Source organism: Ligilactobacillus equi DSM 15833 = JCM 10991, assembly GCF_001435735.1.
GTDB classification, from domain to species: domain Bacteria; phylum Bacillota; class Bacilli; order Lactobacillales; family Lactobacillaceae; genus Ligilactobacillus; species Ligilactobacillus equi.
Map to the genome: position 1 here is coordinate 9,568 of NZ_AZFH01000031.1, position 10,735 is coordinate 20,302.

At 40.7% G+C, this 10,735-nt stretch carries 22 protein-coding genes; all 22 read left to right on the forward strand.

The features are described 5' to 3' along the window. The first annotated feature begins 70 nt into the window (after nucleotides 1–70). Nucleotides 71–259 (forward strand): hypothetical protein, encoded by a 189-nt coding sequence (locus FC36_RS03850; protein WP_023860325.1) that lies wholly within the window; start codon nucleotides 71–73, stop codon nucleotides 257–259. A 10-nt stretch (nucleotides 260–269) separates the two neighbouring features. Further along, complete coding sequence (locus FC36_RS03855) at nucleotides 270–722, forward strand: hypothetical protein (protein ID WP_025021325.1); 453 nt, start codon at nucleotides 270–272, stop codon at nucleotides 720–722. A 21-nt stretch (nucleotides 723–743) separates the two neighbouring features. Next, a complete protein-coding gene (locus FC36_RS03860; protein ID WP_025021324.1) occupies nucleotides 744–1,640 on the forward strand; it encodes a DUF1351 domain-containing protein in 897 nt (298 codons plus the stop codon). Continuing rightward, nucleotides 1,637–2,347 (forward strand): AAA family ATPase, encoded by a 711-nt coding sequence (locus FC36_RS03865; protein WP_025021323.1) that lies wholly within the window; start codon nucleotides 1,637–1,639, stop codon nucleotides 2,345–2,347. The genes FC36_RS03860 and FC36_RS03865 overlap by 4 nt, the downstream gene beginning before the upstream one ends. A 10-nt stretch (nucleotides 2,348–2,357) precedes the next feature. Next, on the forward strand, nucleotides 2,358–3,011 hold the full coding sequence (locus tag FC36_RS03870) for a DUF669 domain-containing protein (protein WP_025021322.1): 654 nt from the start codon (nucleotides 2,358–2,360) through the stop codon (nucleotides 3,009–3,011). Nucleotides 3,012–3,079: 68 nt separating this feature from the next. Further along, entirely contained in the window at nucleotides 3,080–3,832 is a 753-nt protein-coding gene (locus FC36_RS03875; protein ID WP_056986718.1) for an LvrA C-terminal domain-related protein, read from the forward strand. Then, on the forward strand, nucleotides 3,792–4,616 hold the full coding sequence (locus FC36_RS03880) for an ATP-binding protein (RefSeq protein WP_162257647.1): 825 nt from the start codon (nucleotides 3,792–3,794) through the stop codon (nucleotides 4,614–4,616). Before FC36_RS03875 ends, FC36_RS03880 begins: the two co-directional genes overlap by 41 nt. 119 nt (nucleotides 4,617–4,735) lie before the next feature. Continuing rightward, a complete protein-coding gene (locus FC36_RS03885; RefSeq protein ID WP_056986719.1) occupies nucleotides 4,736–4,972 on the forward strand; it encodes a hypothetical protein in 237 nt (78 codons plus the stop codon). Between the two features lie 24 nt (nucleotides 4,973–4,996). Then, entirely contained in the window at nucleotides 4,997–5,212 is a 216-nt protein-coding gene (locus tag FC36_RS03890) for a hypothetical protein (protein ID WP_056986720.1), read from the forward strand. After that, nucleotides 5,196–5,672, forward strand: a complete 477-nt coding sequence (locus tag FC36_RS03895) for a DUF1064 domain-containing protein (protein ID WP_025021035.1) — start codon at nucleotides 5,196–5,198, stop codon at nucleotides 5,670–5,672. Before FC36_RS03890 ends, FC36_RS03895 begins: the two co-directional genes overlap by 17 nt. Nucleotides 5,673–5,676: 4 nt before the next feature. Beyond that, nucleotides 5,677–5,862 (forward strand): helix-turn-helix domain-containing protein, encoded by a 186-nt coding sequence (locus tag FC36_RS03900; RefSeq protein ID WP_338086175.1) that lies wholly within the window; start codon nucleotides 5,677–5,679, stop codon nucleotides 5,860–5,862. A 687-nt stretch (nucleotides 5,863–6,549) separates the two neighbouring features. Continuing rightward, entirely contained in the window at nucleotides 6,550–6,951 is a 402-nt protein-coding gene (locus FC36_RS03905; protein WP_025021033.1) for a beta-sandwich lipoprotein, read from the forward strand. A 12-nt stretch (nucleotides 6,952–6,963) separates the two neighbouring features. Next, nucleotides 6,964–7,206, forward strand: coding sequence for a hypothetical protein (locus tag FC36_RS03910; RefSeq protein ID WP_025021032.1), 243 nt, complete (start codon nucleotides 6,964–6,966; stop codon nucleotides 7,204–7,206). Between the two features lie 12 nt (nucleotides 7,207–7,218). Beyond that, nucleotides 7,219–7,503 carry a hypothetical protein gene (locus tag FC36_RS03915; protein ID WP_025021031.1) on the forward strand — a complete coding sequence of 95 codons (285 nt, stop codon included), beginning with the start codon at nucleotides 7,219–7,221 and terminating at the stop codon, nucleotides 7,501–7,503. Between the two features lie 2 nt (nucleotides 7,504–7,505). Beyond that, nucleotides 7,506–7,754: a hypothetical protein gene (locus FC36_RS03920; protein ID WP_025021030.1), complete on the forward strand. Its 249-nt coding sequence runs from the start codon at nucleotides 7,506–7,508 to the stop codon at nucleotides 7,752–7,754. 2 nt (nucleotides 7,755–7,756) lie between these two features. After that, the gene (locus FC36_RS03925; protein ID WP_025021029.1) at nucleotides 7,757–7,987 is read left to right on the forward strand and encodes a hypothetical protein; all 231 of its coding nucleotides are present in this window, start codon (nucleotides 7,757–7,759) and stop codon (nucleotides 7,985–7,987) included. Beyond that, a complete protein-coding gene (locus FC36_RS12425; protein WP_025021028.1) occupies nucleotides 7,987–8,508 on the forward strand; it encodes a hypothetical protein in 522 nt (173 codons plus the stop codon). The genes FC36_RS03925 and FC36_RS12425 overlap by 1 nt, the downstream gene beginning before the upstream one ends. Nucleotides 8,509–8,635: 127 nt before the next feature. Further along, a complete protein-coding gene (locus FC36_RS03935) occupies nucleotides 8,636–8,911 on the forward strand; it encodes a hypothetical protein (RefSeq protein ID WP_025021027.1) in 276 nt (91 codons plus the stop codon). Nucleotides 8,912–9,153: 242 nt separating this feature from the next. Further along, the gene (locus FC36_RS03945) at nucleotides 9,154–9,381 is read left to right on the forward strand and encodes a hypothetical protein (protein ID WP_056986721.1); all 228 of its coding nucleotides are present in this window, start codon (nucleotides 9,154–9,156) and stop codon (nucleotides 9,379–9,381) included. A 194-nt stretch (nucleotides 9,382–9,575) separates the two neighbouring features. Further along, nucleotides 9,576–9,764 (forward strand): hypothetical protein, encoded by a 189-nt coding sequence (locus tag FC36_RS03950; protein ID WP_025021024.1) that lies wholly within the window; start codon nucleotides 9,576–9,578, stop codon nucleotides 9,762–9,764. 109 nt (nucleotides 9,765–9,873) lie between these two features. Then, a complete protein-coding gene (locus FC36_RS03955; protein WP_025021023.1) occupies nucleotides 9,874–10,068 on the forward strand; it encodes a hypothetical protein in 195 nt (64 codons plus the stop codon). A gap of 139 nt (nucleotides 10,069–10,207) precedes the next feature. Next, on the forward strand, nucleotides 10,208–10,642 hold the full coding sequence (locus FC36_RS03960) for an ArpU family phage packaging/lysis transcriptional regulator (protein ID WP_025021022.1): 435 nt from the start codon (nucleotides 10,208–10,210) through the stop codon (nucleotides 10,640–10,642). Nucleotides 10,643–10,735: the final 93 nt, after the last annotated feature.

Genomic DNA, 10,735 nt, shown 5'->3' on the forward strand with positions numbered 1-10,735 from the left:
ACGCCGGGTTAACAATCACAAAGTAAATTTTATCACAGAGTAATTTTAACACAAAAAAGAGGTAAGGAAAATGAAAAAAATTATCTTTAACAGCACACCAAACTATTGGATTCGAGTTCTTTTTTATGAAGATGGTAACAACTTCATTATGATCCGCAGCAAAAAGGGCGCGGGTTCAATCAATAAACCGGGAGTTCCTGGGCGTGACAAGTACCCAGAAGCGGAAGTTAATCGCATGATTGACTTCTTAGAAAGATAAGGAGGCTAATATGGCAGAACAAACATACAAAGTCAATTTCAAAGTAGACACAAGCGAATTAGATATAGCACAAGCAAAAGCAGACAAGCTTTTAGCGACGATGAAAGAAATAGAAAAGGTCGGCGAAAAGATTACCGAACCGAAAGCAGAAAAGTCATACGAAGATACTGCCCAAAAAATTACTAAAGGCATTTCGAAAAGCTTGCAGAACCAGTTCCCTATTCACAAAGAAGAAAGCCAGCACAAATATGCTGACCTCGAAAGTATGACTCCCAAGACTCCGGAAAAGTTTAGGCGAGCAGGCAGAAATACTATCAAAGTAATTAGCAATCGAAAAGTTCTTTTAAACGGGAAAGAGCTGATTATTAATTACCTGTCAATGGATAGTAGAAAGAGTTCTAATCGTCCTGAAGTGACTCTGAAGCTAGACGCCGTTCCTTTTGGAGCAAATATGAATGATTAATCAATAGGAGAATAAAACGAGATGGAAAAAATTGAATTAACCCTACCAGGCGGCAAGGTACAGATTGACGAAACTAAACCGCTTAGTTTCGAAAATTACGACCAACTCTTGGCAAGCACTAAAAAGTTTGCTAAGAAGTACGAAAACTTGGTGATTACGGAAGATACCGTCAAGGACGGAAAAAGTACCAAGGCAGAAATCACTAAATGGATTAAGGCTATCAACAGCGCAAAGCTGGAAGTTAAAAAAGCCTATTACACGCCTTTCGAAAACCAAGCCAAAGAGCTTATGGCGGTTTTGAAAGTTCCGGAAGCCGAACTTAAAGAACAGTTAGACTTATTTGAAGAAAAACGTAAGGCTTCCAAATTAGAGGAAGTCAAAGGATGGGTTGCCGAGGTTGCGGAAGCTTCCGGGGTTGATCCAGAAAAGGTTGAAATTAAGCCTAATTGGTTAAACAAAGGTTTCAACCGCAAAAAAGCAATTCCCGAAATCATGGTAGAAGTACAAGCGTTGCAGCTTATTCAAGCCGGTTGCAATCTTATTGAAGTCGAAGCAAGCCGATTAGGAGTTAACCCACTTCCTTACCTTAGGGACTTCGAGGACCGCTACTATATGGGTGCCAAACCGGAAGACCTAATCGAAACCATGCGAAATGACGCAAGCATTAAGCAAGAAATCGAAGAGGAAGAAAAACAACGCTTAGAGGCGCAAGAAGCACTTGAAAAAATTCAGCTTAAGCAGGTAGGGCCTAACGAATTTGTGGACCATGACGGACAGATTAAGCACCTTAAACACGAAGTCACATTCACTGTGAAAGGCAATCCGGAACAAGTCGACAACTTAGCGAATTTTATTAAAACTGCGCAAGGTTTAGAAGTGGTTTCGGCTAGCAAGCGAAAGGAAGTGTACGAGAAATGAAGTATATAAACGCAGCAGAACTTCCAGAGGTCCCGAATATGTATTTCATCTATGGAGACGGCGGGACCGGCAAGACAACGCTGTTAAAGCAATTTGAAGGGCCTAAACTACTAATGAGTTTTGACCACTCCGTCAATGCTATTCGAGGCGAAAAGGATATTGACGTTTTGCTTTTGGAACAAGCCGATATTCCGGTTATTCAAGAAACGGTAAACAGCGTGCTAGGAAGAGCGATTGGCTCCGGGAGGTACAAGACAGTCATGCTAGACAACGTGACCAGCCTTCAAAATTACGTCCTGGAAAACATCGACGGCAAAAGCAAGGATGGTCGCCAAAACTACCAAAAATTACAAGTTTGGTTTCGCGTTCTCGGAGAAAATCTCCGGAACTCTAACGTTACGGTAGTGGCCACAGCACACCAAGTTGATACAGAAAGCCAAAGCATGGACGGCAAAGGCCGTTTTAAGGCGGATATGAACGACAAGACGTTCAATGCTTTCACAGCCACCTTTGATTTCGTTGGTCGGATTTTTAAGGTTAAAGGCGAAAGATGGATTGATTGCGACCCTGAAACTGGCGACCACGGCAAGAATCGGATTGATGACCGTACGAAGTTTAAGGCTGCGGAGTTGGTTAATCCAAAACCGCTAGAAGAACCTAAGTTACAAGAAGTAGAAGAAGCAGAAAACAAAGAAGAAAAGGAATAGGTGATTAAACATGTTATTCAAAGTTGATAGCACAAATACATTCGGCGAATTTGTGGCAGTGGAAGAAGCGGGAAGTTATAACGTCCGCATTTCAAACGCAGAGCTTAAGACATCGCACGCTGGCAATTCTATGCTTGTCGTTGATTACGAAGTTACAGACGGGAAATATCAAGGCGGAACAATTCGTTTTGATCACATTGTTTGGTCTGATTACAACGAAGAAGCATTAAACTTATCTATCAAGCGGTTTAACACGCTATTAGTTGCGACTGGGGTAAACGATGGGACAGAAATCAACTCCTTAGATGCAGTAGCGCGTGGCTTGGTCGGACGTGAATTAGGGATTACTGTTGATTGGGACACAGAGCCGAACAATAAGGGCCGTTACAACTTGCGAGTTAAAGCCCGTTTCGCAAAGATGGCTAGCGGAAGCAAACCAAATGGTAAGCGCGAACCTAATCAAGCTCCAACAAATTCGGCAACAGCAATGGTCAACGGCTTTAATCAATCACGACAACAACAAGCACCAACACAAAATGGATGGGGTTCACCTAACCAAGGAGCACCAACAAACCAATCATTTAATCAATCGCCAACAAATTCGGCAACAAGAATGGGTAAGGGAGAACAAGTTGATATTCAAGATGACGACCTACCATTCTAGGAAGTTTATTTGCCAGTAAGCGTAGACTACCGGGCGGGTGGAAGGCCCGCCAGAGAGGAGGGGGAACGATGGCGATAATTCGCAACAAAAGAAAAGATAATTTTTCAATCATAAACAACGACGTCTTAAATGATGAAAGATTGTCTTTCAAAGCTCGCGGACTACTAGTCTATATGCTTAGCAAACCTGATGATTGGCAATTCTACACTAGTGAATTACAGAAACATAGTGAAAAAGACGGCCGCCGTTCGATTGAGTCAGCTTTAAAGGAAATTCAAGATGCGGGTTATCTAAAAAAAGAACAAAAGCATAAAAGTGACGGGTCTTTTGACAAAGTTAATTGGCTTTTGGTTGATAAACCAACGTTTTCACCGCAAGCACAAAATGTGCAAGCGCAAAACGTGCAAGCGCAAAACGTGCAAGCGCAAAATGTACAACTACTAAATACTGATAATACCAATACTAATAATACCAATACTGATAATACAAAAAATAATAGGTCAAACGAGTTTGACCGTGAGCCTTCCTTAGAAGAACGATTTAAAAAAATATGGAAGGACTACCCCAACAAGAAGGGAAAGCAGACGGCTTATAAGGCCTATCAAAAAGCTGTTAAAGATGGGGTAACCGATGAAACCATTAAACAAGGAATTGCTAACTACAACAACTACATTGCAAACAGCCAAGTTCGCGAAAGATATATCAAGCACGGGTCAACCTTCTTTAATCAAAGAAGTTGGGATGATGATTACAATGTGCAGGAAGGAGCGGTAGGGAATCTTGAATACAACCGAACCACAGAGTACGACGACATCTTTTAAACCGGTGAGTGCATTCCTGCCACCTACAAAAAAGACAGAGATTACGTGTGATAAACATAACGAGTTCATGATTTTAGATTTCAATGGCAATCCGTTTTGTCAATCATGCTCACAAGAAACTCTCAGAGCTAAGTTAGAGCACGACATTAACCAAAACAAACCAGGGATGCGCGTCCTAAACTTTCGCAGTTACTGGCCCTATGCTGGTGACATTAAGCAAGCACGATTTGAAAATTCCGAAGTTACTACCGAGGAAGCTCGAAACAATGTTAATAAAATGCTAAACATGGCTAACCGCTATCTGGATAAAAAAGTTCGGGGTAATACAATCCTAACTGGCAAAGCAGGACATGGGAAGTCATGGGTAGCTGCAGCAGCTTTACGCTATGTGGCAGAACACACAGATCAAGAATGCCTATTCATTTCGTGGATTAATTGGACAAGGGATTATAACGACGCTCGGCAAGGGCGTTTGGAACTCAAAACCACACTTAAACGGATTATATCTGCGGATTTAGTGGTTTTAGATGATATTGGTGCCGAGTTCGGTGCTGATAGCGGTCAAAAGGACAACTTAACTGACGCCTTAGAATACATCTTAGAAAATCGCGATAGAACAATTATCACCACGAATCTTAAGACTAAGGAATTGAGAAATGGTTACCAAAGTAGTCGGGCTCTATCCCGAATGCTGAAAGGAATTAAGAAAAAGGACGGGTCTATTGATGACGACAGAATTATCGTTTACACGGACAAAAGCGAAGACTTACGACCCTACGGATAAAGCGAAAGTTGGTTTTATGGCTTTTCTAAGAGACGAAAGTCCGGAAGTAATGGAATTCAAAAAAGCTATAATTCGGGATTGTTATCCATGGATTAAAAAAAGGCAAAGGAGTAAAAACAATGAAAACAGCAGAATTACACGTGAAGTTAGACCAAAGCTTAAAGATGAAAGTGAAGGCAAGTAGAATTACCGGCAACGGCAGTTTAGCAGACGCCCAGGAAATGGGAATCCTTTACATCTGGAGGTTGCTCAGAGAGTGCGAATGTGGCGAAAGCCTGGAAGACCACTTAGAAGCTTTTACCGAAAGAGTTTTGGAAATGGAAGATAAGTATCAAGAATTGTACGGCGAAAACTAGAATTTAAAAAAACAGGAGAAAAATATGTTTAATCTTAACCAATTATCAGCAGAAATCGAAAAATTTACCTTAAACAACAAAGGTGACGTTCAACTCACGATTGTTTTAAGCGGCTCTAAAGTCGACTTGGAAAAGCTTAAAATGCTAAAGCAAGATAAAGTTTACGTTGACCTAACGTCGGCGCAACAAACCTTAGAACTCGAAGAGGAAGAGGTAGACACTGATGGTCCACTTCAATAAAAGAAATGATTATAAAGGCGAAAAGTACGACTCTCAGAAAGAAGCGAAGTTTTACCAACGCTACCTAGAAGCTTTTGAGGGCTCTTACATCATTCGTAAGCATCCCCAATTTGACGTGCTAGACAGACACGCAGTTGGAGGGATGTTTGGGCGAAAGATGGTTTATACCCCTGACTTTGTAGTTATGAACAAACAAGGTGAGATTTTACACGTATTCGATGTTAAAAATTCGATTACTCCAAACGAAAAGGGTTGGACTAAGTCGCCTAAGGTTTATGCAAGCGATAGTTCTAAAATGCGTATCAAACTATATCAAGCGCGATATGGTATTCCTGTAGAAATAGTGGTCCCAATGGCGAATGGATTTCGCATGACAATTATAGGGCTAACCAAAACTATCGGATTACATGAATTTAACTCCATTGAAGACTACGAAGTTTGGGACTACACAGGAAGGTGACAATATGTTGTGGGACAAAATTCAAAAGAGGTTAGACGAATACAATTTGACAGTGTACAAATTATCGAAAATCACGGGGATACGAGACCAAACTTTACGCAATTACAAAACCGGGACCGAACCGTCTTTTAAAAATATCTGCAAAATTGCAGATGCGTTAAACGTTAATTTGGATTACTTCCGAGATTAATCAGCTTGCTAGTCTGTCAAAGGACTAGCAAGTATAGGGCTGATGGGAGTTAGCCCGCATCACATCGTAAAGAGTGGCGACTTAATCGCTAGCATGAAAAGGGGGCTTTCCCCCTCATTTGGAAGCCAAATTAGCACGAGGGCGAAAATATACATTAAAACTTTCTCCTTTAGATATTCAGTGAAAAAACTACTGCACAAGCCCAGTGGGCGGTGCAATTCCGTCGGTTTCCGTCGGTCGCAAGCGGTCGACCAAAAAATTTATATATAGTCTTTCAATTCACACCGCTACAGAGCGTGGCAGGCGCTCAAAACGGAAAGGAGGTTTCTCCTTTTCTATACTTATTCATTTCTTGCCAGACATCACAAATTGACCGCGTAACTAACAACTTTTTTTCTACTTAATTCGAGCGGGCCCAGTGCGAGTCTGGGGGATGTCTTTGGTCCGTGGCAAATTATAATTTCTACTCCACTGATCACTTGAGCGGACCAACGTTAAGGACACGTAAGTCCGAGTTGCAATCAAAAATTTGAAAGGAAGTGAACATCCTCCTATTTGGAAGTTTTTATTGTGACAGAAAATTCAATTCAGCTATTGCCGTGGTGGTAGGTCTAGCAACGCCTAGGATGATTCGATTTCATCCCTCTAGCATATCCTGGCCGGGAAAAATAAGTAGGAGGAAGAAAAATGAAAAAAATTAACAAAAAATTGGTTGGAATTGTAACAGCACTAGGATTATCAGGGATGCTGCTAACCGGATGTACGCAAGCTGAAAGGGCGTCTCACAATTTAGCGCAAGAATCAGATAATTTTAACGTCGTCAGAAAGGTGACAGTGATTGATGCGATCACTAACGACGTCATGTTTCAGATGACAGGGCGCTTGTCGATTAATACGGAGTCAAGTAAGAAATTGGTGATTACCGTCGAAAATAGCAACGGGAGCTACCAAAAGCACATCATCGGATTATCAGATAACGTAACCTACGTCGTTTCCGATGTTACCAAGAAGAATGTTTCTAAGTACAACTATGAGATTAACTACAATCCGAAAATGTGGAAGCCGGCGACTTTCAAGAATATCGATTAAGGAGGGAAATACATGAAATACGAGGAATTTAAATGGGCTGTGAAGTTTATGGGACTTGACATTGTAGAAGATGACGAAGATGTAGTGGTAACTAAAGGAGGGAACGGACCTGGTAGGTTTGTTATGGCTATTTCTAAAAAACATCTAGGAGATATGGAGGCCCTTTCTGGTATCAGAACGTTAAATGACGACATCGTTAAAAGTGTAAATCAACTAGCAAGCAAATTGTCAACGACACCGATTGAAGAGCGATAGGGAGATGTGAAAATGGCAACAGAAATTAAGTTATCGGATGATTACCGCTTATACAAGAACGATAGATATAACTGGCAGTTACAGAAATGCGTGAAAGGTAAGAAAAAAGTTGATTGGAAGGTGCTAGGGTACTGGCAATCCATCAGCGGAGCTTGCAAGGGGTATCTAAGCGAGTTAGAGGCCGAAAATAGCGCCGAAATCGAAACTGCGGGTGATTATGTCGAAAATTTAAACAAAGCCGTAGACGAAGTGTTAGAGCGGTTAGAGAGTGGCATAGAAAAGTTAGGAGGTAATTAAACATGAAAATTAACAGAACAAACGCAGAGATTAAGCCTGAAGACATCTACCAACTAGGTAACATTATTGAAGATTCTCGTGGAGAGTACTATTTAGTCGTGCGAGATAATGGAACAGATGAGTACAGATTAGTAACCTTATCCAAGGGTAGACTCATCGCAACCAGATTTGGAACTTTGAAAGAACTAGCCGAGTGCTACTATGAGGATGGCGACAGGGTAGTGAATGCTACTTTCACCGCGGAGGATTAGCTATGAAGTTTGAAGAGCTAAAGCAGGAAGTTGCAAAGTTAGGATTGACGACAAGACAGTTCCCGGCACGTACCGTGATTTTCGATAAATCTGGCTTTGTAGTGATGAGCGTGTGGACGGATTTCAGCAGGGTAGTCGAAAGTGATTATCCGAAGTGGAACGAGTTGCCAAACAAGGTGCAGAGAAGATTGATTAAGCTAAGTGAAGATTATGTGATTGAGGAGGAAAAATAATGAAAAAAACTTATAGAAAAATTGCAACTATTCAAGCCGAACAGTTTGACGGTAGTCAAGAAATGATGAAAAAATATAAAATTTTAGACATTGGTCCTATGAGTAGTCCGATGGTTAAAAGGCCCATATACCACTTTTGCACTCTCGAAGGTAGCTTAGAAGTTAATATTGGTGATTGGATTGCTACGGGTATAAAAGGCGAACACTGGGCAATTAAAGATGATATTTTTCGTGAAACATATGCAGAGGCGAAGACAAAATGGAATAAATTCAAAACCCGTCCGATAACGGAAGAAGAGAGAGAAGAACGGCCTTGGGTTGATGAAGAGTACAGATTTGACCAACCCACGCCCGAACTTGGCCAAAAAGTTTTGGTCACTGATGGTCAGTGGGTAGGCGTTGATGAATGGGATGATTTCGCCGGTGTCGTCGGGTTGCTTGACTTTAATTGTTACGATACTGGTTATGACAACTTATGGTGGGCTCCGATACCAGACCTACCTAAAACTGAGGAAAAGTGATGTTCAAACTTATAATGGCAATCATATCGATTTTTGTGGTTGTAACGGGAGATATGAGCCTCAATGATGTCTTACGAGGTATTCTAGTGATGTTGATTTGTATATGGGCTGAAATGGAGGAAAAATGATGATTACAAGATTTGTCGAGTTGAGCGAATCGAAATTGAGAGATAAAGCTATCGAGTACAATTTCAAAACAATAAAAACAGAAATTGAAATCCGCAAATATTACATGAGTGGGGATTTTGAATTTCACATCGGTAGGAGAGACGCAGTGAGCAAGTATCCTTTTGCCAGCTATTTAGACGGAGTGCTAGAGGAGTACACCGAGCGGATTCCTAAATCGTATGAAAGTGATGCCCGTAAGTTCCTAGAAATGGTTACAAGCGAGGAGGAAAAATAACCATGAGTGAAGAAGTAGAACACAAGGTAGAGGTGTAATCATGCGGAAAATACTAACTTTTATTCCGGGAACTATCGCTACGTTATATCTAATAGCCTTATTAACGGCGTTGATTTTATTGCTATTTGGTGAGTCGGAACCGATAACAGAACTTGCAAAGTTTAGACCAAAAAATTCAGACATATTTCTTTTGCTGTCAGGGGTTATGGTTGAGTTGTTTTGGAAAGATTGAGGGAAAGACTGTGGGTGAATTAATGAAGAAGGATAGATATTATGCCGAACAAAAGCGGGCCTTGCGAGCAGTCAACAAAGAATTGGGAACTGACTGGAAGATTCCGCTAATTCAACCAACGGATATCTTAGAAGAACTCAAACGTTATCAAACTAAGGCGCTAGCGGAAGGAATTAGACGCGGGACCTTGCTAGAAAGAAGGCGATTGTATCGCAAAACGAAAAACAAAGAATGTTAGCTGGTATATAGCATACGACTTACAGGATTGGCCTATTTATTTAGGAACCGCAAAGCAAATGTCGGAATACTTTTGTGTCGATGAAAATACGATCAAGTGGAAAAGTACACCACTAGCACACAAACGGTCGAAAAAACAAAAGTACCGAGTATTCAAGATAGAGGATTAACCATTTATAACGAAGAGGGAAAGTAATGTTAGAAATCAAAAATAAGTCCGTAAAACATGCTTTGGACGTGATTAATGGACTGTATGGTCCAGCAGACACCAAGAAGAAAATTGAAGCCTTAGAGGGCGTATTTCATGCCGGAGAGGATCAAGAACGTAAAGTGTGGCAGGCGAAAATTGAAAAATTTATTGATAAATATGAGGGAGGGTGCTAATGGAAATCGTAGAGCAATTAGTAGCATTCTTGGGTGGCATAGTTTTTACTTTGCTAACTGCATCTTTAATTTATGTCATGAAAGTTGATGAGGAAGAACGGAGGAAAAAATGAATTTTATCGAGCCAGGAACGAAAGTCAAGGTGATTACAGATAAAAACACACCAGACGAACGTATTTATGTTGGGTGGGTAATTAGCCATTACCCGTTAGATGACCGACACGGAAATATCCAAATTACATTCAGAGATAACGGACGCTGTGCCGGAATTGAGTATAACGAAGGGGTGGAAGTGATTGGTTAAAATCGCTAAGAGGATATAGACGTTGAAAAAATTAGCATAAAATAAAAACCGGCACAAAGCCGGCTTTTAACTTATATACCTTTCGGAAAAAAGTAATCAATCAATAGGACAACTATATTATAGCAAGGGAGAGCTAAAAATGCTTTTGTTTGATGAAAAAGTTAATCTGAAAGCTACCGCGCAAAAAGTTGATGATTTTTTTACTTCCGATTATGGACGGTTGAAAAGAATGGCTTCAATCACGACGATTAAAGCTACTAGCTTTGGTGAAAAGGTTAGCAGCGGAAAAAGAGAAGAACTAGCGGACAAGTACAACAAGGCCGTGTGGGCCAGAAATGTTCTAGAAGCTGTAGAAGATTCCATTATGGCCTGTGATGAGAAAAGCAAATTAATTTTGGAATTGAAGTACAAAAAGCATTATAGAATCTGGCAAATTTATCAAAGATTAGGATATTCGGAAAGTGGGTATAACAAGTTAAGGGTAATTGCATGTAATCAATTTGCGGACGCTTTCGAAGCTTTAGCGGAACCTTTGCTAGAAGAAAAAAGTGACCTGCATGTATATGAAAAATAAAGCAAGGAATACGGGAGTTCCTTGCTTTTTGTGTAATATCCGAATTAATACGCAAAAAAGTAAGGTAAACGTGCGGAAAAAAGATGGAAAGAG